Annotated in this window: 26 protein-coding genes; 16 read left to right on the top strand and 10 right to left on the bottom strand. The window is 61.4% G+C overall.

Features of this window, described 5'->3' with window-relative positions; all coding sequences use genetic code 11:
• Positions 1-32 precede the first annotated feature (32 nt).
• From trxA to ACFPN2_RS05760, 3 genes are all read left to right on the top strand, one after another.
• On the top strand, positions 33-365 hold the full coding sequence (gene trxA, locus ACFPN2_RS05770; RefSeq protein WP_380595682.1) for a thioredoxin: 333 nt from the start codon (positions 33-35) through the stop codon (positions 363-365).
• Between the two features lie 145 nt (positions 366-510).
• The gene (locus ACFPN2_RS05765; RefSeq protein WP_380595681.1) at positions 511-2,493 is read left to right on the top strand and encodes a hybrid sensor histidine kinase/response regulator; all 1,983 of its coding nucleotides are present in this window, start codon (positions 511-513) and stop codon (positions 2,491-2,493) included.
• Positions 2,494-2,655: 162 nt separating this feature from the next.
• Positions 2,656-4,362, top strand: a complete 1,707-nt coding sequence (locus ACFPN2_RS05760; RefSeq protein ID WP_380595680.1) for an N-acyl-D-amino-acid deacylase family protein — start codon at positions 2,656-2,658, stop codon at positions 4,360-4,362.
• Positions 4,363-4,367: 5 nt separating this feature from the next.
• Here the strand turns inward: ACFPN2_RS05760 and ACFPN2_RS05755 are convergent, their stop codons facing one another.
• Positions 4,368-5,399, bottom strand: coding sequence for an aldo/keto reductase (locus ACFPN2_RS05755; RefSeq protein WP_380595679.1), 1,032 nt, complete (start codon positions 5,397-5,399; stop codon positions 4,368-4,370).
• Between the two features lie 123 nt (positions 5,400-5,522).
• On the opposite strand from ACFPN2_RS05755, the gene ACFPN2_RS05750 reads away from it, so the two are divergent.
• Both ACFPN2_RS05750 and ACFPN2_RS05745 read left to right on the top strand, forming a co-directional pair.
• Positions 5,523-6,026 carry an asparaginase domain-containing protein gene (locus ACFPN2_RS05750; RefSeq protein ID WP_380595678.1) on the top strand — a complete coding sequence of 168 codons (504 nt, stop codon included), beginning with the start codon at positions 5,523-5,525 and terminating at the stop codon, positions 6,024-6,026.
• 34 nt (positions 6,027-6,060) lie between these two features.
• Positions 6,061-7,746 carry an AMP-binding protein gene (locus ACFPN2_RS05745; protein ID WP_380595677.1) on the top strand — a complete coding sequence of 562 codons (1,686 nt, stop codon included), beginning with the start codon at positions 6,061-6,063 and terminating at the stop codon, positions 7,744-7,746.
• On the opposite strand, the gene ACFPN2_RS05740 is transcribed toward ACFPN2_RS05745, so the two are convergent.
• Positions 7,747-8,637 (bottom strand): helix-turn-helix domain-containing protein, encoded by an 891-nt coding sequence (locus tag ACFPN2_RS05740; protein WP_380595676.1) that lies wholly within the window; start codon positions 8,635-8,637, stop codon positions 7,747-7,749. It lies immediately after the preceding gene.
• A 287-nt stretch (positions 8,638-8,924) separates the two neighbouring features.
• Between ACFPN2_RS05740 and moeB the strand changes: the two genes are divergently transcribed.
• Positions 8,925-10,064: a molybdopterin-synthase adenylyltransferase MoeB gene (gene moeB / locus ACFPN2_RS05735; protein ID WP_380595675.1), complete on the top strand. Its 1,140-nt coding sequence runs from the start codon at positions 8,925-8,927 to the stop codon at positions 10,062-10,064.
• Here moeB and ACFPN2_RS05730 read toward each other — a convergent pair.
• Positions 10,061-10,252 carry a hypothetical protein gene (locus ACFPN2_RS05730; RefSeq protein ID WP_380595674.1) on the bottom strand — a complete coding sequence of 64 codons (192 nt, stop codon included), beginning with the start codon at positions 10,250-10,252 and terminating at the stop codon, positions 10,061-10,063. The genes moeB and ACFPN2_RS05730 overlap by 4 nt on opposite strands.
• 205 nt (positions 10,253-10,457) lie before the next feature.
• Here ACFPN2_RS05730 and ACFPN2_RS05725 point away from each other — a divergent pair, with 205 nt between their 5' ends.
• Entirely contained in the window at positions 10,458-10,811 is a 354-nt protein-coding gene (locus tag ACFPN2_RS05725) for a DUF4870 family protein (RefSeq protein ID WP_380595673.1), read from the top strand.
• Positions 10,812-10,815: 4 nt separating this feature from the next.
• On the opposite strand, the gene ACFPN2_RS05720 is transcribed toward ACFPN2_RS05725, so the two are convergent.
• Genes ACFPN2_RS05720 through ACFPN2_RS05705 form a run of 4 tightly spaced genes read right to left on the bottom strand, consistent with a single transcriptional unit; the run spans position 10,816 to position 14,202 of the window.
• Complete coding sequence (locus ACFPN2_RS05720) at positions 10,816-12,183, bottom strand: sulfite reductase subunit alpha (protein WP_380595672.1); 1,368 nt, start codon at positions 12,181-12,183, stop codon at positions 10,816-10,818.
• A 6-nt stretch (positions 12,184-12,189) separates the two neighbouring features.
• Positions 12,190-12,996, bottom strand: coding sequence for a DUF4198 domain-containing protein (locus ACFPN2_RS05715; protein WP_380595671.1), 807 nt, complete (start codon positions 12,994-12,996; stop codon positions 12,190-12,192).
• A 27-nt stretch (positions 12,997-13,023) separates the two neighbouring features.
• Positions 13,024-13,536: a DUF2271 domain-containing protein gene (locus ACFPN2_RS05710; protein WP_380595670.1), complete on the bottom strand. Its 513-nt coding sequence runs from the start codon at positions 13,534-13,536 to the stop codon at positions 13,024-13,026.
• A gap of 12 nt (positions 13,537-13,548) precedes the next feature.
• Complete coding sequence (locus tag ACFPN2_RS05705; RefSeq protein ID WP_380595669.1) at positions 13,549-14,202, bottom strand: PepSY-associated TM helix domain-containing protein; 654 nt, start codon at positions 14,200-14,202, stop codon at positions 13,549-13,551.
• Between the two features lie 217 nt (positions 14,203-14,419).
• Here ACFPN2_RS05705 and ACFPN2_RS05700 point away from each other — a divergent pair, with 217 nt between their 5' ends.
• The 5 genes from ACFPN2_RS05700 to ACFPN2_RS05680 all read left to right on the top strand — a co-directional run bounded on the left by ACFPN2_RS05700 (position 14,420) and on the right by ACFPN2_RS05680 (position 18,114).
• Positions 14,420-15,805 carry an L-serine ammonia-lyase gene (locus ACFPN2_RS05700; protein WP_380595668.1) on the top strand — a complete coding sequence of 462 codons (1,386 nt, stop codon included), beginning with the start codon at positions 14,420-14,422 and terminating at the stop codon, positions 15,803-15,805.
• Between the two features lie 87 nt (positions 15,806-15,892).
• Positions 15,893-17,038 (top strand): DUF6607 family protein, encoded by a 1,146-nt coding sequence (locus tag ACFPN2_RS05695; RefSeq protein ID WP_380595667.1) that lies wholly within the window; start codon positions 15,893-15,895, stop codon positions 17,036-17,038.
• Between the two features lie 164 nt (positions 17,039-17,202).
• Positions 17,203-17,331: a hemin uptake protein HemP gene (hemP, locus tag ACFPN2_RS05690; protein ID WP_246038825.1), complete on the top strand. Its 129-nt coding sequence runs from the start codon at positions 17,203-17,205 to the stop codon at positions 17,329-17,331.
• A 274-nt stretch (positions 17,332-17,605) separates the two neighbouring features.
• Positions 17,606-17,794 (top strand): hypothetical protein, encoded by a 189-nt coding sequence (locus ACFPN2_RS05685; RefSeq protein WP_380595666.1) that lies wholly within the window; start codon positions 17,606-17,608, stop codon positions 17,792-17,794.
• A gap of 17 nt (positions 17,795-17,811) precedes the next feature.
• Entirely contained in the window at positions 17,812-18,114 is a 303-nt protein-coding gene (locus tag ACFPN2_RS05680; protein WP_380595665.1) for a hypothetical protein, read from the top strand.
• A gap of 41 nt (positions 18,115-18,155) precedes the next feature.
• Here ACFPN2_RS05680 and ACFPN2_RS05675 read toward each other — a convergent pair whose 3' ends face one another.
• The 3 genes from ACFPN2_RS05675 to flgA form a co-directional block, all read right to left on the bottom strand.
• Positions 18,156-18,641 (bottom strand): flagella synthesis protein FlgN, encoded by a 486-nt coding sequence (locus tag ACFPN2_RS05675; protein WP_380595664.1) that lies wholly within the window; start codon positions 18,639-18,641, stop codon positions 18,156-18,158.
• 13 nt (positions 18,642-18,654) lie between these two features.
• Positions 18,655-18,969 carry a flagellar biosynthesis anti-sigma factor FlgM gene (flgM, locus tag ACFPN2_RS05670; RefSeq protein WP_380595663.1) on the bottom strand — a complete coding sequence of 105 codons (315 nt, stop codon included), beginning with the start codon at positions 18,967-18,969 and terminating at the stop codon, positions 18,655-18,657.
• A 332-nt stretch (positions 18,970-19,301) separates the two neighbouring features.
• Positions 19,302-19,982, bottom strand: a complete 681-nt coding sequence (gene flgA / locus ACFPN2_RS05665) for a flagellar basal body P-ring formation chaperone FlgA (protein ID WP_380595662.1) — start codon at positions 19,980-19,982, stop codon at positions 19,302-19,304.
• Positions 19,983-20,548: 566 nt separating this feature from the next.
• Here flgA and flgB point away from each other — a divergent pair.
• From flgB to flgE, 4 genes are all read left to right on the top strand, one after another.
• The gene (gene flgB / locus ACFPN2_RS05660) at positions 20,549-20,956 is read left to right on the top strand and encodes a flagellar basal body rod protein FlgB (RefSeq protein ID WP_380595661.1); all 408 of its coding nucleotides are present in this window, start codon (positions 20,549-20,551) and stop codon (positions 20,954-20,956) included.
• 13 nt (positions 20,957-20,969) lie between these two features.
• Positions 20,970-21,383 (top strand): flagellar basal body rod protein FlgC, encoded by a 414-nt coding sequence (gene flgC, locus ACFPN2_RS05655; RefSeq protein ID WP_380595660.1) that lies wholly within the window; start codon positions 20,970-20,972, stop codon positions 21,381-21,383.
• Between the two features lie 24 nt (positions 21,384-21,407).
• Positions 21,408-22,082 (top strand): flagellar hook assembly protein FlgD, encoded by a 675-nt coding sequence (locus ACFPN2_RS05650; protein WP_380595659.1) that lies wholly within the window; start codon positions 21,408-21,410, stop codon positions 22,080-22,082.
• Between the two features lie 157 nt (positions 22,083-22,239).
• Positions 22,240-23,463 (top strand): flagellar hook protein FlgE, encoded by a 1,224-nt coding sequence (gene flgE / locus ACFPN2_RS05645; RefSeq protein WP_380595658.1) that lies wholly within the window; start codon positions 22,240-22,242, stop codon positions 23,461-23,463.
• Positions 23,464-23,467: the final 4 nt, after the last annotated feature.

Genomic DNA, 23,467 nt, shown 5'->3' with positions numbered 1-23,467 from the left:
ACCAAGGTCACACTCCGAAAAGGAGAGGTTTCATGAGCGATGCGAAGTTTGTCGCGGTTACGGACGCCAGCTTCAAAGATCAGGTCCTCGGCGCCGCCGGTCCCGTGCTGGTGAAGTTCGAAGCCGACTGGTGCGGTCCGTGCAAGGCGATGAAGCCGATGATCGAAGACATCGCACGCGATTATGACGGTCGTCTGACAGTGGCGACCATCGATGTCGATGCCAACAGTCAGACGGCATATCGCTTCGGCGTGCGCGGCGTACCGACAGTCCTGCTGTTCAAGGGCGGCGAAGTGGTCGGTCAGAAAGTCGGTCTGCCTCGCAAGGCGGATCTGACAGCGCTGATCGATGCGAAGTTGTCCTAAGAGAGGTCGGCAGTAACATTCGACGGTAAGTCCTACGTGCGCGCTGTTGCGTAGCGTAGTAGAACCGGTAGGCCTCATCCGACGAGTCGGGTGGGGCCTTTGTGTTTCAGGAATAACTAATCAATCAGGCCCGCAGAGGTGACCTGTGAAATCCGTTCGGGCGAATCGCCGTGGTGGCCAGCCGCGGCAGCAGTCGCCACGCAGGGACGGTGACGACCAGTCTGGGGAAGAGGAAGGATTGGGCTCGACGATCGTGCAACTGACGCTGGCGCATTGGCCGGCGGCAGCGGTATTGATCGATGAGCATGGCTACATCTCCGCCGGCAATCGTGCTGCTGCGAGGCTGTTCGGCTATGAACAGCGCGACTTGCATCGGCTTGCAGTCGACGAGTTGATTCCCGCATGGCGGCCCCTGGATCGGGGCGAGCCGCTTGCGACGCGTCGCCGTGCCACCGGACATCGTCTCGATGGCAGCACGTTCCCATTGCGCTTCATTCAACTGCCGGTCGACGCCGGCGAGATTCGGTGCACGTTGGTCGCCGTCAGGCCGCGATCGGGGCACCACCGCGGCGGCCATGTCTCGCATGTTCGCAACCGACACAGCGAAGAACGATTGCGGGCGGCGGTGAGAGCGGGGCGCATCGGCACTTGGGTTTGGGATCTGCAGAGGCGCACCGTGTGGTGGGACAGCGCGATGTACAAACTTTGGGGTCAGCGCCGTCACCACGGAATATTGCCCATCGCCACGGCGACGGCGCTGTTGCATCCGGAGGACCGGGACTGGGTCGCGCGAGCCATGGAGCAGCACATCAACAGTGACGCGCGAGAGATCTCGCTCGAGTTTCGTTTGCTCCGGCCGGACGGTGTGTCGCAGTGGGTCGACGTCAATGGACAGATCGAGCGGAACGAACAGGGAATCGCCACGCGAATGATCGGTGCGACCATTGTCGTCACGGCGCGCAGGAACGCCGAAGACGCCTTGCATCACGCGCAGAAGATTGAAGCGCTCGGCACACTCGCCGGCGGCATCGCCCATGACTTCAACAATATCCTGCTGGCGGTCGCTGGCAACACGCGCCTGGCGAAGCTGGAGCTGGCGCCCGATCATCCGATTCAGAACATGCTGGGCGAGATCGCGAAGGCCACCGCGCGGGCCACCGATCTGGTCAATCGGATCCTCACCTTCAGTCGGCAGAACAATTGTCGTCGCGAGGTCCTGCAATTGCAGCCCGCGGTGGAGGATGCGATCAAGCTGCTGCGTGCGACCCTGCCCGCGATGATCGAGATCAACACTAATTTCGCCGAAGGCTTGCCGTCGGTGCGGGCCGATGCGACCCAGATTCATCAGATCATGATCAACCTGGTGACCAACGCGGCGCATGCCATCGGCGACGGTGCGGCGGGATGTATCACCGTGGCGCTCGACGAGGTGCATATCGCACAAGGCGGCGCGCTGACGCCGGAGTTGAAGGCCGGTCGCTATGTGCGTTTGTCCGTCACCGACACGGGCAGCGGCATGGACAAAGTCACGCTCGATCGGGTGTTCGATCCGTTCTTCACGACGAAGCCGGTGGGGCGGGGCACTGGGCTCGGACTGAGTGTCGTGGACGGCATCATGCGCAGTCACGAAGGATCGGTGATCGCAACGAGCGAGCCTGGACGAGGCGCGACGTTCAAACTGTATTTTCCCGCCGTCGATACCGCGCCATCCGAAACGAAGCGAGTCGCGGATACAGTGGCTCCACCGGCAGTTCAAGGCCGCGGCCGGCGCGTGATGTATATCGACGATGAAGACTCGCTCGTCTATCTGATGATTCGTATGCTTCAGAAGTCCGGCTATCACGTCACCGGCTTCACCGATGCCGAGCAGGCTTTGCAAGTTCTTCGCGAGCAACCGGGCGCGTTCGACGTGATCGTCACCGATCTATCCATGCCGGGCATGTCGGGCTTCCACGTCGCGCAGGCCATTCGAGAGATTCGCGCCGATCTGCCCGTCGTCGTCACCTCCGGATATGTGCGCGCCGAGGATCGCGACACCGCCAAGCAGGTCGGCGTACGCGAGCTGGTGCTCAAGCCCGATACGGTGGAAGAGCTGGCCAGCGTGCTGGAGAAGGTGTTCGAAGGCTGAGCCTCGGCCTCCATGGGCGAAAATATTCCAGCGGCTGCAGAGATCTTGCAGGAAGCGGGCCTCGAGATCGACTACCTTGTAGCTCAGGTTGTGAATCTCTGTACGATCCGTGCCGATCTGCGCTAGGGTCCCTTCCCCCATTCGTCATCGTTTGGAGTCATCGTGCGTCTCACGTCCATCGTCATCGCGAAGCTCGTCCTATGTCTTGGCCTGACGACGGCTGCCTCGGCGGCCGAACAAGTCGACCTGTTGATCAACAACGGCGTGATCTACGACGGCAGCGGTGGCAATCCCGTCCAAGGCTCGGTCGCTGTCCGCAATGGCCGCGTGGTCGCGGTCGGCAAGCTCACTGATTACCAGGGCAAGCAGACCGTCGATGCCAAGGGACTGGCGGTGGCGCCGGGCTTCATCAATACGCTGTCCTGGGCCACCGAATCGCTGATCTACGACGGTCGCGGCATGAGCGACATCAAGCAGGGCGTGACCCTGGAGATCTTCGGCGAAGGCACCTCCATGGGACCGGTCAACGACACCATCCGCACCGAGATGCTCAAGACCCAGGGCGACATCCGCTATGACATCACCTGGACCACGCTCGGCGAATATCTGGATTTTCTGGCGAAGAAGGGCATTTCGCCCAACATCGCTTCGTTCGTCGGCGCCGCCACAGTTCGACAGCACGAAGTCGGCTTCGCCAACCGCGCGCCCACGCCGGAAGAGTTGAAGCGCATGCAGGACCTGGTTCGTCAGGCGATGCGCGAAGGTGCGCTCGGTGTCGGCAGCTCGTTGATCTACGCGCCCGGCAACTATGCGAAGACCGACGAGTTGATCGCGATCACCAAGGCGGCCGGTGAATTCGGCGGCGCTTACATCTCACACATGCGCAGCGAGGGCGACCGTTTCCTCGAAGCGCTGGACGAGTTGCTGCTGATCTCGAAGGAAGCCAAGGTGCCGGCGCAGGTCTATCACTTGAAGGCCGCCGGGAAGAAGAACTGGCCGAAGATGCAGCAGGCCATCGACAAGATCGAAGCCGCTCGCAAGTCGGGTCAGAAGATCACCGCCGACATGTATGCCTACACGGCCGGTGCCACCGGTCTGGATGCATCGATGCCGACGTGGGTGCAGGAAGGCGGTATCGACGATTGGGTCGCGCGCTTGAAGAAGCCTGAGATCCGCGCCCGCGTGATCAAGGAAATGCGCGATCCGAACGCCGACTTCGAAAGTCTGTTGCAGGCGGCGGGCGATGCCAGCCGCGTGCTGTTGATCGGTTTCAAGACGGACAAGCTCAAGCCGCTCACCGGCAAGACGCTGGCCGAAGTCGCCAGGATGCGTGGCGTGTCGCCGGAAGATGCGGCGATCGATCTGGTCATCGAAGATCACACGCGCGTCGGCACCGCTTACTTCCTGATGTCGGAAGAGAACGTGAAGCTCGGCTTGTCGCAGCCTTGGGTGAATATCGATTCAGACGCGGAAGCCTCGGCGCCGGAAGGGCCATTCCTCCTCAGCAATCCGCACCCGCGTACCTACGGCACGTTCGCTCGCTTCCTCGGCAAGTATGTGCGCGATGAGAAAGTGACGACGCTGCAAGATGCGATCCGTCGTCTCACCAGCCTGCCGGCCGAGACCTTCAAGCTGACGAATCGCGGTTGCCTGAAGAAAGAATGCTTCGCCGATATCGTCGTGTTCAATCCGGCGACGATCCAGGATCACGCGACCTTCGAGAAGCCGCATCAGTACGCGACCGGCGTACAGCACGTCTTCGTGAATGGGGTGCAAGTGCTTCGCGACGGCGAGCACACCGGCGCGAAGCCCGGCCAGGTCGTGCGCGGACCTGGCTACCAAAAGACTGCAGCGACGAGCACGCGCTAACGTGCTCAGACTGGCGGCGGATTCCGTTCCTTGAAATCGCGCTGATGCCAGTACGGATAGGCCAGTGTCGTCGCGCTGGCCTCATCCAGTTTCTTCACCTGCTCCGGCGTGAGATTCCAACCGAGCGCGCCGAGGTTCTGTTTCAGTTGCTCCTCGTTGCGGGCGCCGACGATGACGTTCGCAACGGTGGGCCGCTGCAACAGCCAGTTCAGCGCGATCTGCGGCACGGTCTTGCCGGTTTCCTTCGCCACTTGGTCAAGCGCATCGACGACCGTGTAAAGATATTCATCAGCGACCGGCGGCCCCTTGTCGATGCTCAACTGCGAGCGCAGGCGCGAGGTTTCCGGTAACCCCTGACCGCGACGGATCTTGCCAGTCAGTCGACCCCAGCCCAGCGGGCTCCAGACAATGGCGCTGACTTTCTGCTCGATGCCCAGCGGCATCAGCTCCCACTCGTAGTCGCGGCCGATCAGCGAGTAATACGCCTGATGCACGACGTGGCGGTTCCAGCCATGGCGATCCGAGGCGGCCAGCGACTTCATCAAGTGCCAGCCGGAGAAGTTCGAGACGCCGGTGTAACGAAGCTTGCCCGCGCGTACCAGGTCGTCGAGGGTTTGCAGGGTTTCCTCGACCGGCGTGAGTGCGTCATAACCGTGCAGCTGGAAGATGTCGATGTAGTCGGTTCCCAGACGGCCCAGCGCTTTGTCGACTGCGCGGATCAGGTTGAAGCGCGAGGAGCCCACGTCGTTCGGGCCTTTGCCGTGCCGGAAGGTGGCCTTGGTGGAAATGATGACCTGGTCGCGCCGGCCCTTGATGGCCGCGCCCAGGATCTCTTCTGCGGCGCCGCCGGAGTAAATATCGGCGGAGTCGAACATGTTGATGCCGGCGTCCAGGCTGATGTCGACCAGCCGGGTCGCTTCCTTCACGTCGTTGTCGCCCCAACTCTTGAAGAAGTCGCCTTTGCCGCCGAACGTGCCGGTGCCGAGGCTGAACACCGGCACCATGAAGCCCGATGCGCCCAATTGCCTGAATTCCATCGCACTCTCCCGGAAGACATAACCGGTGCACTTTATAGCGCATCGATTCATGAAGCGGCGGAACGTGGGTGCTGCCGCGAGCGGTCACTTCAGTCGGACCGGTCCGACTGGTATCTTGCCCGGATGCAAAAAGTCACCCCACCGATCGTAGTCATTACCACTGGCGGCACCATCGACAAGGCCTACTTCGACGCGCTCAGCGCGTACAAGATCGGCGAGCCCATGGTCAAGAAGATGCTGGACGTGGCCAACGTCACGCGCCCGTTCCGCGTCGTCGAGATGTTCCGCAAGGACAGCCTGGACCTGACCGACCAGGATCGCCGGGCGCTGTACGAGACGGTCGCGGCGCTCGACACCGATCGGGTCGTCATCACGCACGGCACGGACACCATGACCGACTCGGCCCAGGTGCTCAAAGCCATCGCCGGCAAGACCATTGTCTTCACCGGCGCGCTGTCGCCGGCCCGCTTCGCGGAAAGCGATGCGATGTTCAACCTGGGGATGGCTTTCGCAGCGGTGCAGACCTTACCGCCGGGGGTGTACGTGGCCATGAGCGGTCAGGTATTCCGGGGCGATGAGGTTCGTAAAGATCGAGAGCACGCGCGCTTCGTCTCGACCGCCGAATAAACGAGGCGGGCTGGAGCTCGCTCGAGGGGGAACCATGGAGCTGAGCTACGTTTGTGGCACCGGTTCGGTGCCGCTGCTCTACAAAACCGTCGGTGCGGTGCTCGCGGACGCGGCACGCCGCTGGGGCGACCGGCCGGCGTTGATCGTCCGTCATCAGAACATCCGCTGGACGTATCGCGAACTGAACGAAGCAGCCGAGCGCTTTGCCGCTGGCTTGCTCAAGCTCGGTCTGCAGCCGGGCGATCGCGTCGGCATCTGGTCGCCGAATCGTTATGAATGGGTGCTCGCCCAATTCGCGACGGCGAAGGCCGGCTTGATTCTGGTCAACGTCAATCCCGCGTATCGCATCACCGAACTGGAGTTCGCGCTCAACAAAGTTGGCTGCCGGGCGTTGATACTCGCGCCCAACTTCAAGAGCAGCGACTACGTCGGCATGCTCAAGCAGCTTGCGCCAGAGTTGACCACGAGCGCCGTGGGCCGTCTCGAGGCCGCGCGACTGCCGACGTTGCGTACCGTGATTCTCACTGACGATGCGCGCGTGCCGGGATTCATGCCTTTCCGCGTCGTTGAAACATTAGGCACCGAGGTTGAACGCGGACGATTGAACGAGCTGCGCTCGCTGTTGCAGCCGGAAGATCCCATCAACATTCAGTTCACGAGCGGCACGACGGGTCTGCCCAAGGGCGCGACGCTGTCTCATCACAACATCGTGAACAACGGCTACTTCGTGGCGAGTCACATGGCGTTCTCGCACGAAGACAGTCTGTGCATTCCCGTGCCGCTGTATCACTGCTTCGGCATGGTTATGGGGGTGCTTGGTTGCGTGACGCACGGTGCGGCGATGGTTTTTCCATCCGAGGCGTTCGAGCCGGGCGCTGTGTTGGAAGCGGTCGCGGCGGAGAAGTGCACGGGACTCTATGGTGTGCCGACGATGTTCATCGCCGAGCTGGATCATCCGCAGTTCCGGAACTATGACCTGAGCTCATTGCGTACGGGCGTCATGGCCGGAGCGCCGTGTCCGGTCGAAGTGATGAAGCGAGTGATCGCCGACATGCACATGCGCGAGGTCACCATCGCTTACGGGATGACGGAGACAAGTCCGGTGAGTTTCCAGAGCCGCAATGACGATTCCATCGAGCGGCGCGTGTCCACGGTCGGCAGGATTCATCCGCATCTCGAAGTGAAGATCGTCGACACCGAGGGTCGAGTCGTGCCGCGAGGCGAGCGCGGCGAGTTGCTGACTCGTGGCTACAGCGTGATGACGGGCTATTGGGATGACGCGGAGAAGACGCGCCAAGCCGTCGACGAGCAAGGCTGGATGCACACCGGCGATCTGGCGGTGATCGATGCCGAGGGTTATTGCAACATCGCCGGTCGCGTGAAAGATCTGATCATCCGCGGCGGCGAGAACATTTCACCCCGCGAAGTCGAAGAGTTCCTGTACCGGCATCCGCAGATTCAAGACGTGCAGGTGTTCGGCATTCCGGACTCGCGTTACGGCGAAGTCGTGTGCGCCTGGATCAAGCTCAAAGGCGTCGAGCCGTGCGATGCCGATGCGATTCGGTTGTTCTGTCGCGATCAGATCGCGCACTTCAAAGTGCCGACGCACGTCCGCTTCGTCGAGCAGTTCCCCATGACGGTCACCGGCAAGATTCAGAAGTTCATCATGCGCGAGCAGATGATCGCCGAGCTGCAGCTGCGCGAAGACGTGACCGCTTGATTAAATGTTCGCCGCTTGCTCGGCAACGTGAGGTTGTGCCAGGTCGCGACGCGCCGCGGCCGGTGTGACGCCCAGAATCTTGCGCATGTGACGAGCCAGATGGCTCTGGTGTGCAAAGCCGGTGGCGAACGCGATCTGCGCAATCGACAGCGACTCATCCTGTAGCAGCAACTTCGCCCGTTCCACGCGCCGGCGCAGGATGTATTGATGTACCGGCGTACCGGTCGAGCGCCGGAACAGCGTCTTCAAATGCGACACGCTGACGCCGGCAACCTTCGCGATCTCCGCCAGCGACAGCTCGCTTTCCAGGTTGTCCTCGATGTGCGAGATCACCAGCTTGAGCTTCCACGCGCTCAATCCGCCTTTCGGATCGCGCATCGGCAACGAACGACGGTTGTGACGTTGAAGCAGACGCGCGGCGAGTGCGGTGCCAAGACTCTCACGAAACAAACGTCCACCCGCGCCGCCGGAATCGAGATCGGCTTTGATCGCCCAACCGATATGTTCGATGAACGGGTCGCGCAACTGGAAGCGGTCGGCGATCTCGATGTTGGAGGGATCCATGTCGAGTTCGACCGCGACAGTCCGCAGTAACTCGTCGGGTACGCGCATGACGAGCGTGGTGCCGCTTTGTTTGGTTTCCCATGCCGCGGGCGTGTGAGCAGGCACGATATCCAGATCGCCTGCGACTTCGCGGCCGTGACGCAGCTTGCCGCCGCGCTCGCAAGTGACTTCCACCGACGGGCCGATATGCATGCACACGATCGCGTAGGGCCTCGGATCGATGCGCGTCAGGCCGGCGGAGAAGTTGTTGATGTTCGCGTTGACCGTTCGCTGGACGCGCGGCGGTGCTGACGTCGCGGCGACCAGGGGATTGCTGGTGGCACTCATCGGTGATCTCCGGCACCGTATTGCTGCGTCGAGGATACAACGAGAAAAGCCATGCGGGCTGCTCCGGTCCGTGTCAGTCAGCGTCCAATCGTGCTGGTGCCGGGCCTAATAGGTCAGCCCGCTGCGCGAGAATTATCGAGCGCGTCGTCGGTGGGCTTCAACAGCCCGGCCGAAAGAGCTGCCTGTCCGTGGAACAAGCGCGCAATCCATGACACACCGCTTTCTCTATTTAGCAACGGTTCAGGTTGGCGGTTGACAGGGCGGGAGCCAAGTGTGATGGTCAACCGATGTCGACTCCTTCGTTATCTCCAGCGGATCTTGCGCGTTACAGCCGTCATCTGGCGTTGCGCGAGATCGGTGTTCAGGGCCAGGAAAAACTCAAAGCCGCCAGAGTGCTGCTGGTCGGTGCCGGCGGCCTGGGTTCGCCGGCGGCGTTGTATCTGGCGGCCTCGGGCGTGGGCACGATCGGTGTGATCGATAACGATCGGGTCGATGTCTCGAATCTGCAGCGTCAGGTGCTGTACGACACGCAGAGCGTCGGCCGGCCGAAAGCGGAGGTGGCGAAGGAACGTTTGTTCGCGCTCAATCCCGAGATCGAGCTGGTGTCACACACCGTTGAGCTGCGGGCCGCGAACGTACGCGAGATCTTTGGCAAGTACGATGTGGTGCTCGACGGCACGGACCGCTTTAACACACGTTATCTTTCCAATGACGCCTGCGTGATTCTGCGCAAGCCGCTGGTCTCCGCCGCCATTCATCGATTCGAAGGGCAGGCGATGACGTATGTGCCGGGCCAGGCGCCTTGCTATCGCTGTTTGTTTCCCGAGCCGCCCGCCGACGGGCTCGTGCCGAACTGCGCTGAAGCCGGCGTGCTCGGAGTGTTGCCGGGGGTGATGGGCACGATTCAGGCGACCGAAGCGATCAAGTTGATCGTCGGTGTCGGCGAGCCGTTGCTCGGTCGACTGTTAACTTACGATGCATTGGCGATGCGCTTCGGCGAGTTTCGATTCACGCGGCGCCCGGACTGTGCGGTCTGCGGCGATCATCCGACCATTCACGAGCCGGCGGATCTCGCCGAGATTTGCAGTGCCGATGCGATGGACCAGGTGCGGCGTCTGTCGCCGGTGGAGTTGCGGGCGCTGCTCGGCAAAGTCGCCATCGTCGATGTGCGATCACCGAGTGAGTTTCGTGCCTCGCACTTGCCAGGAGCGGTGAGTATTCCTGTGGGCGAAGTTCAGCAACGACTCGCCGAGATTCCTCGCGAGCCGCTGGTTGTTTTCATCTGTCGCAGCGGCGCGCGTAGCTTGACCGCGTCGGCTATCGCTACGCGTGCCGGGCTGACAAATGTCGGTCACTTGGAAGGGGGCTTGCTGGCTTGGGCCAAAGAGCTCGAGCCGTCGTTTGTTGTCGCGCCGGTCGGTCCTTAGCGAGCACCGACGCGGCCGAGATGTCGCACTTCACGGCGCTCGGTGAGCCAGCCGGCTGACGGCGCCCAATCGGCAAGTTCGGCCCGACGGCGCTGCCACGCCTGTTCCAGCGTCTTGGCCGCTTCCGGCGAGGTCGTCTGTACGCCGGTCGGCATGTGCACCACGTTGTCTTCTTCGAAATCGAGCATGGATTCTCTCCTCGCCGTGCGCTTCAAACCGTGAGTGCAGAGTACGCCGTCGGACGCCGGGCATCATCGTGGCGAATGGCATGTAATTGATTCCCGGCCGGCAAGAATCCAGGCCAGTCGCGGCTATTTGCCGGTGAATCAGGTTGAGCTGCAACGTGACCGGCCGCACAATTTTCACATTAGCGTGCTTGCCTGGGAGCCCATCGTGAATCAGAGCCTTACCGATCGCTCGGCCAATACGTCGATGGTCACCATCATCTACGTGCTCTATTTGCTGGCATTGATTTCCGGCGGTATCACGGCGGTGGTCGGCGTGATCATGGCTTACGTCCATAAGGACGGCGCGCCGGAGTGGCTGCGTACGCACTACGAGTTGCAGATCCGCACGTTCTGGTTCGGTTTGATCGTCGGCGCGATCGGCGGAGTGCTGAGCTGGATTTTGATCGGCCTGCCGATCCTGCTCGCGTTGGCAATATGGTGGATCATCCGCTGCGTGAAAGGCCTGAAGTACGCGGGCGAGAGCGCACCGTATCCGAATCATCTCGGCTGGTCGCCGTGAACGCTCAGTAGACGTCGCGCCGGTAGCGGCCGGAGATCGCCAGATTTTCGAGGGTGTCGGCGCCGAGCACTTCCGAGAGTGCGGCATCGACCGCTGGAGCCATTCCTTGCAGGCTGCCGCAGACGTAGATCGCCGCGCCTTCGCTTATCCAACGTTTCATTTCGTCACCGCACTCGAGCACGCGGTGCTGCACGTAACGGCGTTCTGTCTGATCGCGCGAGAAGACCAGGTCGACGCGTTCCAACTGTCCTTGACTGCGCCATTGCTCGATCTCATCGCCGTAGAACCTGTCGTGCGCGACGTTGCGCTCGCCGAAGATGAGCCAGTTGCGGTGACGACCTTCGGCAATGCGAGTTTTCAACAATGCTCGCAGGCCGGCGATACCCGTGCCGTTGCCGATGAGGATCAACGGCACATCACTTTGAGGCGCGTGAAAGTTCGGGTTGGCTCGCACGCGAACGGCGATGTCTTCTCCAACTCTTGCGCCTGCCGTCAGCCAGCCGCTGCCCAGCCCCGGCTCGCCGTCCGGACGCCGCATCTGTCGCACCAGCAGATGAATTGCGCCGTCCGTCGGTAACGATGCGATGGAATATTCGCGGTGGGGCAGGGGCGTGAGCTTGTCATCCCAAGTCGAATTGCGCGGATCGATTTCGGCGATATCGCCGGCTTGCCACTTCGCATCCGCAGTCTGCGGCTGCAACTCGATGTGAAAACAGGCGTCACCCGCGCTGCCGGGGTTGGCCTGATGGCGCGCTGTGAGGCGCCAGCGATCGTAGCGAGGAGCTTCCCAGTCAGGCAGATCGGGGCTGTTGCTGATCACGCTGAGCTGATGTTGCCAATGACGGAGCGCGCCTTCGTCGCCGTTGTCGACTTCGATCACGTCGAACAGCGCGGTCGCGCCTTGATGTCTCAGCCACTGATCGATGCGATGCCCGAACGCGCAGTAGTTGTCGTATTCACGATCGCCTAACGCAAGCACGCCGTAGCTCAGATCTTTGAGCGGCACAGTGCTGTCGAGCACATCGCGAACGAATGCGGCGGCCGGATCGGGCGCGTCGCCTTCGCCCGTCGTGCTCACGACGAACAGTGCGTGCTTGGTTTGTTTCAGCAGCTGATTGTCGATCTGCTGTAACGACGCGAGCATCACCGGCGCGCCCGCGGCCTGCAGCGATTGTGCGGTTCGATTCGCCAGTTCGGCCGCGAATCCTGTTTGACTCGCGAACGCGATCAACGTGGGATCACGGCCGGTGGCGATCAGGGCGGGCTGGCGTCGCGGCCAGAGAAAATACGCGCAGGTAGTCAGATACAAAACGACAACGACGCACGCTGAATACAGTCGTGCGTCGCTGAGGCCGGCGAGAATCCCGGACATTCCGCCTTACTGCGGCAACACTTCGAATGTCGCGACGTAGCTCAGCCGGCGCTGCTCGGCCTGCTTGAGCGAGGTCTTCTGATCTTCCGTGCCGGTCTCGAGCCAGTACATGCCGGGCGCCGGCCAGTTCACGGCCAGTTCGCCTTTGGCGTCGGTCTTGAGCTTCTGCTCTTCCTGGTCGTTGCGATAGCGCGTGCCGCCGGCCTGCACGACTACGTCGAGATTGGCTGCAGGCTTGCCGTCGATCAGGAAACGAAACTTCGAGGCCTCGCCGGCGTACAGATCGTTCGGATGCGTGACCGGCACGAGCTCGAGACCGACATTCGAGAACTTCAATGCGCCTTCGGTCGGCTTGCCAGCGGTGACGAAGGTCTCGACGCGGCCGACCGACTCGCTCACTTCCAGGTTCTTTGCATCGGCGGGCACTTCTTTCGCGAACCTCTCCGCGTTACCGTGCCAGCGCTTGCGTTGACCGTTCTCTTCGTAGCTCGCAAACAAGCCGTTGTTGACCAGCGCCACTTTGTACGTGCCGTTCTGTTTCAGTTGCACGTCGAACACGCTGCGATATTTGCCGGTGAACGGGTTCTCCGCGTTCACTTTCGAGCCATCGGGCGCGGTGATCGCCAACGAGTCCAGGCGTAGCGGCACATGGTTGAAATAGAACAGATCGTTCGAGACCGCGGCGTCGACGGTGATCCATTGATCGACGGTCGAAACGGTGGCGGACGGCAGCAGCCACATCTTGTGCGCATGACTCGCGAACGGAGCGAGCAGGGCGGCGGTGACGGCGATGGCGCGAAGTGCGGTTTTCATGGTCTTCCTCGCGAAGTAATAGAGAGCCTAGGGAGTGACGTTGAGCGTGATGGCGCCGAGCTCGGATTTGCCCTGAGCGGTTGCCGATTGTTTCTGGGTGCCGGGCCACTCGAAGGGCACGCGCAATAGTTCGCGTCCGCCGACCTCGCGCACGGCTTCGACCACGACGTTGTATTTGCCGGGCGCGAGATTGGCGAGTTGCTTGTCCGTGCTCTTGAAGCTCAGCGTGTGCTCACCGGCCGGGCGAGTGGCGCCGGTGACGCCGTCGATCGGCATTTGTTGTTCGCGGCCGCCACGACGCCACCATTGACGCAGATCTTTCAGCCATTGCGTGCCGTCTTCTTTTTTCGTGTCGGTTTGATACCAGACCGCGAGTTGTGCGGCCGTGCTTTGATCCTGGTTCTCGACCCATACGGCGAGGTACGGGCGGTGGTACTCGGCGACGTCGAGACGTGGAATTGTGAGCTTGAGATTCAGCTCGGCCCCGAACGATACGGCACTCGAGCCGATCAACAGCAGGGCACCCGCTATCCTTTTCATGTCCATCCCCATTCAGTGAATAAACAAAATCGCCAGCAGCAGCGGCAGCACCAGTCCCAGGCCCACCATCGGCCAGGTGCCGGGACGATTGCCCGCGTGCATCTTCAACAGCAGCAGGCCGGTGATAGCGAACACCAGCGCCGAGATCGCGAACACATCGATGAACAGGCTCCACGCGGCGCCGGCATTGCGGCCCTTGTGCAGATCGTTCAAGTACGACAGCCAACCGCGATCGGTGAGCTCATGCGTGACTTCGCCGTCTTCGAGATTCACCGTCAGCCAGGCATCGCCGCCGGGGCGCGGCAGCGACACGTAAACTTCATCGTCCGACCACTCCGTGTCGCGATGCTCGAGCCGCACGGTCAATGTTTCATCGAGCCAATCCGCTACTTCGGTCGGGAGCGCGGCCTTGTCATCGCCACTAGACTCGCGCGTCTTCTGTAATTGCTCGAGCAATGGGGCCGGCAGTGCCGCTGTCTGCGTCGTGACCTTGGGCTTCGCTCCGATCCACGAAGCGTGGTTGAGCGTGAAGCCGGTGACACTGAACAGCAGCATTCCGACCAGGCACATCGCCGCGCTCAGCCAGTGCCACTGGTGAAGATGCTTCAGCCAGAACGCGCGGGCCTTTTGCGCTTGAGCGGAGGAGGCACGGAGGGCTTCAGCCATGAGCAACCACTGCAATTACCCGTGAAATCACAGACGCGCGGGACACTGAATGAGAGGACGATAGACGGGCAGTGTATGAGAATAATTCTCATTGGCAAGTCTTTTGCTAAAAATTTCGAAATTGTCCCTGGACATCAATTAATGTGTCCGCCCGCAACACCGCGATGCAGGCGGGACGTTTACTATTCACGGGCTTACGGTTGAACGAGAGTGTCTCTTGAGCGCAGCGACCATCAGTGTCTTCGACATGTTCAAAATCGGTATCGGGCCGTCGAGCTCCCACACCATGGGGCCGATGACCGCCGCCTGCCGTTTCGCGAAGTCACTGGAACAGCAAGGAATCCTGGCGCGGGTCGCGCAAGTGACGGTGAATCTTTATGGCTCGCTGGCGCTGACCGGTAAGGGCCACGCGACCGATACCGCTGTCACGACCGGCCTCGCGGGCTGGTTGCCTGCGCAGGTCAATCCCGATGCGGCTGCCAAGCTCATTGAAGACGTCCGTCAGCACGGCAAGGTCAAGCTTGCGGGGAGTCATGAGATCGACTTCCGCATCGAGCGCGACATTCATTGGAAATACAAAGAAAGCCTGCCGTATCACCCGAACGCGTTGACGCTGTTCGCCCGCGATGCCGGCGGTGCGTTGTTGCATGAGGCGACGTTCTATTCCGTCGGCGGCGGCTTCGTCGTCAGCGACGAGGAAGCCAAGTCCCCGGCGACCGCGACGGCTGCGACGACGGTTCCGCTGCCGTTTTCCGATGCCGCGGAATTGTTGGAAGTCGCTGAGCGCAATGGTCTGACGATTGCCGAAGTGATGATGCGCAATGAATGCGCGACCCGGACTCGCGAGGAAGTGCTGGCTGGGCTCGATCGCATCGCCGAGGCCATGAATTCCTGTATCGATCGCGGCCTGCGGCAGGAAGGCATATTGCCGGGCGGTCTGAATGTGAAGCGTCGCGCTGCCAAGTTGCGCGGCATGCTGGAGAAGCGCGAACAGGCGCAGTCTTCCGATGGCCTCATCGCGATGGACTGGATCAACGTGTGGGCGCTCGCCGTCAACGAAGAGAATGCGGCCGGTGGCAAAGTGGTCACAGCCCCGACGAACGGCGCGGCCGGCGTCGTGCCATCTGTACTGCGTTATTACGATCGTTTCTGTAATGGTACGCGCGAAGGTCGGCATACCTTTTTGCTGACGGCCGGCGCGATCGGATCGCTCTACAAGCTGAATGCCAGCATTTCCGCCGCGGAAGTGGGGTGTCAGGGCGAGATCGGTGTCGCTTGTTCCATTGCCGCCGCCGGCCTCGCGGCCGCGCAGGGCGGTACGAACCAGCAGATCGAGAACGCCGCCGAGATCGGCATGGAGCACAACCTCGGTCTGACGTGCGATCCCATCGGCGGCCTCGTGCAGATTCCTTGTATCGAGCGCAACGCCACCGGCGCCGTGAAGGCCGTGGACGCGTCGCGCCTCGCGCTCATGGGCGACGGCTCGCATCACGTCACGCTCGATAAAGTGATCGAGACCATGCGGCGGACCGGTGCCGATATGCAGGATTCTTACAAAGAGACCTCGCTGGGCGGTCTCGCCGTCAACCTGCCGGAGTGCTGAGGCTGCAATTCCCGAACGAGGCTCGCTTACACTGACGGGACCGCCAGGACCACGTCGGATCCAAGCTAGTGCGTTCAGGAGTTGGTCATGATCAGAGTGGAAGGTTGGGTCGCCGCCATCGCGGCGGCGCTGTTCGTTAGTGCGGCGTCGGGCGCCGACGACTACTCGGGCAAACCACAACAAGCTTCGGCGCCAGCGCGCTACACATTCTCGTGGCCTCTGGAAGCGGGCGCGCCGGCGCCGCGCGGCGGCACCACCAAAGGCGCGCCAGTCACGCTCGATCTCGAGCCTTCGAAAGCGTGGAAGGATTTGCGCGCGGACGGTTTGTCAGCACAAGAGCGTGACCGTCGCGCGATTCTCGCCATGTCGGGCACGTATCGGGTCACGTTCGACTTCCTCGAAGTCGTGCCTTTCAAATCGCTGGAAAAACCGAACGCGCCGTATCAGTCGTGGGGCACTGAGAAAGTCTTCGTCGATAGCGACGATGGCAAGAACATCAGCCTGGTGCACATTCTCGAGATGCGCATCGTGCAGAAGGACGGCTCGATCAGCGACCCCATGGTCACCAAACATTGGCGTCAGGACTGGCAGTACGAGCCGACGCACATCGTCGAATATCGCGGTCGGGATCGTTGGCAGAGTCGCAAGCTCAGCGCCGCCGAATCCAAGGGCGTGTGGCTGCAAACGGTCTATCAAGTCGACGAATCGCCGCGTTATGCGAGCGTCGGGCGTTGGGAACACTCCGGCAGCTTTTCTTCCTGGCTGAGCGGCGAGACCTGGCGGCCGCTGCCTCGGCGCGAATGGAGCGTGCGCGACGACTATCAAGTGCTGGTCGGCACCAATCGTCACACCATCTCACCGACTGGCTGGATTCAAGAAGAAAACAATTTGAAGACGGTGCTCACCTCGGCACGGGTGCTCGATCCATCGCAGCCCTATGTCGCGCGCGAATATGGTGTCGCTCGATACGAGCGCATTCGCGACGCAGATTTCGCGCAGGCCGATGTTTATTACGAGCGCACCAAACAATTCTGGGATCAGGTGCGCGATGAGTGGTCGCAGATCTTCGTGAAGCAGGGCGAGGTCACCTTGAAAGGGCCGGTCGACAAGCTCGGCCTGTTCCATCCGCTGTTCGCGCAGGCGGACGAGGTGGCGGAGAAGGGCGAGGCGGCCAGCGCCCAAAATCAGACGGTCATCCGTAACGCCTTGAAAGACATGGGCGCATTGCCCTAAGTCGCTCGCCGGCATAGGTACAAAACGGCAGGATTCAAAAAAAGTCCAATAGACTCTTGCACTGTTAGTGAGAGTCATTATCATTTGCATCCATGCTGCACACACAATCCAAAACCCCTCTCCGCCCAGCGGAGGTTCGATCGCCGGCCCCCGAGCTCGCTCGTTTGCCGGCGATTCCTTTACTGCGTTCCGAAGAGCTCTTCGGCAAGGCGCGGGAAATTCTGATCGAGCACAGCGGCGGTTATTACCGCTTGCGTGTGACTCACAGTAACAAGCTGATCCTGACGAAGTGACCGCTCGCTGAAGCGATCGGCTACTGAGTCTCACGGGACTCGGTGCTAGGTCGCTCGGTCACCTGAGTCCTGCGGGACTCAATGCTGGATCGATCGCTCACCTGTCTTGCGGGACCGCAGTGGGCTTGTTCCTGAAATGAATTGATCGTGAGCCCGAAGGGCGATGCGATCTCGCCAGCAAGCGCCGCCTCCTCTCCCCCACAGCGGCGCAGCCAGCTATCTCACATCGCGCCGCCGAATAACAAACATCGGCGTAATCGAGGTAGCTGTGCCAATGGATGTTTGGTTGCTGATCTTTGCGCTTGCAACCTGGATGCTGGCTGCCGCGCTGGTTTATTCCGCCTCGCCGCGACAACGCTGGTTGCGCGTACCACTCCCTGCTTTTCCTTCTCTGGTCAGTGCCGGGCTCGCCGCGATCGTCGGCTTGCGAGCCTGGGTCGAGGCGCTGCATTTCGTGTCCTGAGTCAACGGAGCCAAGTGATGAACGCAGTCGTATCCCGCCGTTGTTTGACTCGTGTGATGACCGATGACGATCGCGGCGTGGAAGTGGCGCAGCTGCAATCCGTGATGCATCGGATTCAGAGCTCGCTGCGCAACGTGCCGATGGCGCAACGGGAATACATTGCCAATGCGCTGTTGAACCTGGCGGTCTCGCGCATGGTGAAAGAGGAGGGCAGCAAGCTCACCGCGAGCATCCTGCTACGACTCGGCGATGTCGTTGCAAATAGCGACGCGCCGCCGGCTCCCGAGAGAGCCGTCGACCTGAATCAACTGAACGGATGAGGAAACATCACCTGGCCGCTAGCGCGGCCGGTGATGGAAAGTTAAACAGAGACGATCACGCGGCCGGCGCGCGGCTGATTCTGGAATGCGCCCTGGCGACCATAGGTCTTGGGCTGTCCGGCGCGACCCGTCACGATATCCAACAAGCCTTGGGTGCGGCTCATGCGAGCTGTGACCAGCGCGCCATTGCGATCGTTGGCCGTACGGCAGCGGTCGGCACGTTCGCCGAGATCCTTCCAGCGAACACGCAATTGTTTGTTCGGATCGCACCAGGCAAGGATGCGATCGAGACCGTGATTGTCGGCCGGCACGTTCAGTGCCCGGCACAGCGCTTTGCGCTCGTCTTCGATACGCATCAGCGTACCGATACAGTTCTGACGCGCATGACCGGCGCGCTCCAGCGCGTCCACGTCATTGGCGACCAGATATTCATGCTCACGCTCGAGCAGCTGATGCAGCTGGTCGAGCGTGCTCGATTCTTCGGCGATCAACTTGTCGAGCGTATCGCGACAGACAACCGGATCCACGAGACCTCACTCCTTACTTCAGAACTGCTCCCAGATCGCGATCCATGCGGAGCAGCTTGTCGGCGATGCGCTCCGGCGCCACCTGGTAACTACCATCTTCGATCGCCTGGCGGATGCGCGCGACTTTCGCCTCGTTCACCACCGGGACGCTATTCACTGTCTGTTCCAGCGCCGCCAGCTTGCGGGCCTGGTCAGTGATCTGCACGGGGTTGGCCGGCTTGCTCGCCACTTCGGCGGAGCCCGCTGCACCATCCTTCACGCGCGACACCGACTTATCGGTGCCCACCTGTACGGGGGTGTTCTGATAGCCAGTGATTTTGGTAGTCACGTCCTTTCTCCGGTTGCGGCAACGACAACAACGTCGCACCGCTCGAAGAGGGTAACGGCCGCGATTCTGAGAACTTTAGCAACCTCATCGGTCACCGCCTCAGAGGTGCCTTAGGGGAATCACCCAAGCCGCGAAAAACCGTCGTGACAATAGGTCAAATCAACTCGGCTTCACTCACTCCCGCACAGCGTCGGCATCGACCTAAAACTCGTTTTCACCCGGAGTTTCTGGGACTTGCGGCACACTCGGCCAGCTTCTGACAAATGTGGCGCCGTTTCGCGACGCAGGGAAAACCCCAATGTCAGAAAATCGCCGCGCTTTCGCACCGGTTTTCATAACCCGACCCTGACAACTCCGTCGCTTTCCACTACACCTTCCACAACCTTGAGCGAACTCACATTCTGGACCCGCACCCGCTCGGTGACGGCCCCTTCGGTGAGCGCCTGGCCCTGGGCGCGAATCTGCACACTGCTGTTAGCGGCAATCAACGTGACCTGTTGACCGCGACGAACCAGCACGTCCGGCTGGAGCATCTCGACCGTCAGCGCCGTGCCTACCGGCAGCGACCGCTTCAAGCGATGGCCCTGCAGGCTGCCCACATCATTAATAAAGACTGACGCCAGTCCTGGCAGCCGTCTTACTTGCGGCTCGACATCGGCCAGTTCGACCCGCGAGCGGCGGGAGAGCGGGCGTCTTAGCACCAGTACGGAGACTTCGACCTCGATCGTGACCGGGACATAGATGGTCCATGGGTTCGCGGACGGGCAACGCACGCCGATGGTCATGCGACCGGTGTTCATCGCCGTGCCTTGAGAGAAGGCCTCCAGCGGTGAGGCGCACTCATCGAGCCGCAGCCGCGGGTCGAGGTTGCCGGCGGTCACGAAATGTTTGGTGGATTTTTCCGGCAGGGAAGACCGTACGAATTCCTCAGCCGCTCCCCGAATCGAATCGATGTTCTGCACGCCGCCGGCGTTCGCGTGCGCCGCGAAGGCCAGAGCTGCAACGGCGCCCATCAGGGCACCTATATAAGAACGAAAGCTGCTCACTATCGAAACCGCCGAGAGTCGTCTCATTGACGCTGCCTGAAACAAAGCAAGTGAAGTGCCACAAACCGCGCACGCCCCAGAACGTGCGACGTTGATCGTACGAACTGTGACGCAGCCAACACATCAGCCAGACGCCGAAACGGATACGCACCAACCGACCGGACGGTCGAGCCGTGTCAGCCGGCCCGGAGGTTTGGCATGGGGAAAGAGCGTCGCTGCGATCGCCGATCTATAGGAGTTACGGCGACGTCTCTTCTTAAGGACGCTCTCCGTTACCACTGATCTATAGGCGTTGAGGCGACGCGCGGCTTCAGCCACCGACGCTGCCTCGCGAGGCGCGAACCGCCGACGTGTCAGCGCCATCACTCCGCCACGCGGCAAATTTTTGCCGCCGCCCCATGTGATCCACGTCGCGACTTTTTTGTTTGCTAAGGCTCGAGGGCGGTGAGAGCGCGAGGAAACATGCGGCTCGCAGGGAGGTGGCACGCGCCTTGCTAACTACTTTCGCAGACAGTTTTCTGGCGGATGTAGTTATGACGAGCGCAATCGACAAACATCTAGGAGTGCACGCGCAAGCGCTGACGCTGCGCTCGCAGCGGACCGAGTTGCTGGCGGCGAACCTCGCCAATGCCGACACGCCGGGCTATCGCGCTCGTGACATCGATTTCAAAGCAGCGCTCGCGCAGGCCAGCGGCAGCGCGCAGCCGGGTGTGCATCTGCAGACCACGAATGCCGGGCACATCGGCCCCAAGATGGTTAACGGCTCGCCCGCGCCTGAACTGAAATACCGTAACCCGCTCGCGCCCTCGCTCGACGGCAACACCGTCGACGCGCAGATGGAGCAGGCCCAGTTCGCCGAGAACACCGTTCGCTATCAAGCGACCCTGCAGTTCCTGAATTCCAAGTTCCGCGGCCTGATGACCGCCATCACGGGCCAATAAGAGGTAACGACACATGTCCTCTTTCAACATCTTCAACATCGCCGGCTCCGGCATGAGCGCGCAGACCGTGCGCCTCAACACCACCGCCAGCAACCTCGCCAATGCCGACAGCGTCAGCGGCGATCCGAATCAGGTCTACAGGGCCAAGCATCCGTTGTTCGAAGCCATCAAGAACGGCCTCGGCAAGGACGCGTCGTCCTCCGGCGTGTCCGTGAAAGGCATCTTCGAGAATCCGGAAGCGCCGAACGCTCGCTACGAGCCCGGCAATCCGCTCGCGGACGCCAATGGTTATGTGTACTCGCCCAACGTGAACACCGTCGAAGAGATGACCGACATGATCTCGGCGTCGCGTTCGTATCAGAACAACGTCGAAGTGATGAACACCGCCAAGGAAATGATGCTGGCCACACTGCGGCTCGGCTCGTAATAGCTAGAAGTATTTGGAGTTGACATGACTATTGGCACCGATCCGATCCAGAACTGGGCCGCGCAAGCGCAGGCTGAAGCCGAGGCGCGACAGAAGAAAGATCAAACGCTCGGCATCGATTCGTTCCTGACGCTGATGACGGCGCAGTTGAAGAACCAGGATCCGTTGAAGCCGCTGGAAGGCACCGAGTTCATTTCGCAGCTCGCGCAGTTCGGCACCGTGACGGGCGTGCAGGAAATGGGGACCTCGCTGGAAACATTGGCGTCGTCGTTGCGCGCTACGCAGACGTTGAACGGCTCGACCATGATCGGCCGCGACATCCTCGCCTCGGCCGACAGCTTCGACCACACCCAGGGCGGCTCGGTCAGCGGTCAGATCGACGTTCCCGCTGGCACGACTTCTCTGCAGCTGCGAATCACCGATTCGACTGGCGCCGTCGTGCGCGAGATTCAGCTCGAGACCGCCGAAGGCACACAGAACTTCACTTGGGACGGCATGCGCACCGACGGCACCCAGGCTGAATCGGACACGTACGACATCGAAGCCGTCGCCACCGTGCGCGGCGAGACCGGATCGCTCGAGGTGCTGATGGCGGGGCACGTGGCCAGCGTCAGCATGGACGCGTCCGGCAACAATCTTGCTTTGAATACTCCGACGCTCGGCTCGATCTCGATGGCCGACGTGCGTCGCGTGCAGTAACAGATTTCAGTTTTAACCGGCTTCCTACTCTCCCGCAGCCGAATCATGACACTTCGCCAAGTATCTCGATTGAGTTGGTCTTACGACCGGTAGTGGCATCGAGTTCGGGGTAGTCGAAATTTTCGGTTTGTAGTTTTTCGTCTTAGGAGTCAAGAAAATGTCTTTCGGTATCGCGCTCAGCGGTCTCAATGCGGCTCAGCAGGACTTGAACGTCACCGCCAACAACATCGCCAACTCGTCGACGACCGGCTTCAAGCAGTCGCGCGCCGAGTTCGCCGATTTGTTTGCTGTTTCTCCGTACGGCGTCAACCGTAACGCGACCGGCAACGGCGTGAAGGTGGCCTCGGTGTCGCAGCAGTTCACCCAGGGCAACATCAACACCACTAACAACAGCATGGACCTGGCGCTCAGCGGCCAGGGCTTCTTCATTCTGAGCGACGGCGGCTCCACGGTTTATAGCCGTGCCGGCGCATTCCGCCCGAACAACGACGGCTACGTCGTGAACAGCCAGGCTCAGCGCCTGCAGGTGTATCCGGCGGGAGCCAATGGGACTTTCAACACCAGCACCATGACCGACCTGCGTCTGGTGACGAGCGAGAGCTCGCCGGCCGCCACGTCGGAAGTGGAGACGGTGTTCAACCTGCCGTCCGCCGCCACGGTGCCGACCACGACGCCGTTCGATGCGGCCGATGAGACCAGCTACAACACCGCGCGCTCGATGACGCTGTACGACTCGCTCGGCGCGGCGCATACGGCCAGCATGTACTACGTGAAGACGGCGACCAACGAATGGGACATGCATGTGACCATCGACGGCAACCCGTCCGGCACACAGCATCTCATTTATGATCAGAACGGCAATCTGACGACGCCGGCCAACGGCCAGTTCGTGTTGCCGCCCTACGATGCGGCCGCGGGCCTGTCGACCGGCGCGGCGACGATGAACGTGACGATGGATCTGAGCCGCACGACGCAGTACGGCGATACGTTCACGATGACCTCGATCACGCAGGACGGTTACACCACCGGCCGCTTGATCGGCATCGACATCGATTCCACCGGCGTGGTGCAGGCTCGCTTCACCAACGGTCAGTCGACTGAGCTCGGTCAGGTCGCGATCGCGAACTTCCAGAATCCGCAAGGCCTGCAGCAGCTCGGCGACACCACGTGGGCGCAGACGTTTGCTTCGGGTCAGCCGTTGAACGGCCAGGCCGGCAACTCGGGCTTCGGCCTGATTCAGTCGGGTGCGCTGGAAGCGTCGAACGTCGACATCACCGCGCAGCTGGTCAACATGATCACCGCGCAGCGGAACTTCCAGGCCAACTCGCAAATGATTTCGACGGCCGACCAGATTACGCAAACCATCATCAATATTCGCTAACTCA

Origin of the sequence: Steroidobacter flavus (assembly GCF_042651805.1) — a bacterium.
Lineage (GTDB): Bacteria > Pseudomonadota > Gammaproteobacteria > Steroidobacterales > Steroidobacteraceae > Steroidobacter > Steroidobacter flavus.
Note: the sequence above shows the minus strand (reverse complement) of the source record. Positions and strands in the feature narration are given on the sequence as shown.

Coding starts and splice junctions, on each gene's coding strand:
- trxA (WP_380595682.1), top strand. CDS start 33: ATGAGCGATGCGAAGTTTGTCGCGGTTACGGACGCCAGCTTCAAAGAT.
- ACFPN2_RS05755 (WP_380595679.1), bottom strand. CDS start 5,399: ATGGAATTCAGGCAATTGGGCGCATCGGGCTTCATGGTGCCGGTGTTC.
- ACFPN2_RS05750 (WP_380595678.1), top strand. CDS start 5,523: ATGCAAAAAGTCACCCCACCGATCGTAGTCATTACCACTGGCGGCACC.
- ACFPN2_RS05745 (WP_380595677.1), top strand. CDS start 6,061: ATGGAGCTGAGCTACGTTTGTGGCACCGGTTCGGTGCCGCTGCTCTAC.
- ACFPN2_RS05740 (WP_380595676.1), bottom strand. CDS start 8,637: ATGAGTGCCACCAGCAATCCCCTGGTCGCCGCGACGTCAGCACCGCCG.
- moeB (WP_380595675.1), top strand. CDS start 8,925: ATGTCGACTCCTTCGTTATCTCCAGCGGATCTTGCGCGTTACAGCCGT.
- ACFPN2_RS05730 (WP_380595674.1), bottom strand. CDS start 10,252: ATGCTCGATTTCGAAGAAGACAACGTGGTGCACATGCCGACCGGCGTA.
- ACFPN2_RS05720 (WP_380595672.1), bottom strand. CDS start 12,183: ATGTCCGGGATTCTCGCCGGCCTCAGCGACGCACGACTGTATTCAGCG.
- ACFPN2_RS05715 (WP_380595671.1), bottom strand. CDS start 12,996: ATGAAAACCGCACTTCGCGCCATCGCCGTCACCGCCGCCCTGCTCGCT.
- ACFPN2_RS05710 (WP_380595670.1), bottom strand. CDS start 13,536: ATGAAAAGGATAGCGGGTGCCCTGCTGTTGATCGGCTCGAGTGCCGTA.
- ACFPN2_RS05705 (WP_380595669.1), bottom strand. CDS start 14,202: ATGGCTGAAGCCCTCCGTGCCTCCTCCGCTCAAGCGCAAAAGGCCCGC.
- ACFPN2_RS05695 (WP_380595667.1), top strand. CDS start 15,893: ATGATCAGAGTGGAAGGTTGGGTCGCCGCCATCGCGGCGGCGCTGTTC.
- ACFPN2_RS05685 (WP_380595666.1), top strand. CDS start 17,606: ATGGATGTTTGGTTGCTGATCTTTGCGCTTGCAACCTGGATGCTGGCT.
- ACFPN2_RS05680 (WP_380595665.1), top strand. CDS start 17,812: ATGAACGCAGTCGTATCCCGCCGTTGTTTGACTCGTGTGATGACCGAT.
- flgA (WP_380595662.1), bottom strand. CDS start 19,982: ATGGGCGCCGTTGCAGCTCTGGCCTTCGCGGCGCACGCGAACGCCGGC.
- flgB (WP_380595661.1), top strand. CDS start 20,549: ATGACGAGCGCAATCGACAAACATCTAGGAGTGCACGCGCAAGCGCTG.
- flgC (WP_380595660.1), top strand. CDS start 20,970: ATGTCCTCTTTCAACATCTTCAACATCGCCGGCTCCGGCATGAGCGCG.
- ACFPN2_RS05650 (WP_380595659.1), top strand. CDS start 21,408: ATGACTATTGGCACCGATCCGATCCAGAACTGGGCCGCGCAAGCGCAG.
- flgE (WP_380595658.1), top strand. CDS start 22,240: ATGTCTTTCGGTATCGCGCTCAGCGGTCTCAATGCGGCTCAGCAGGAC.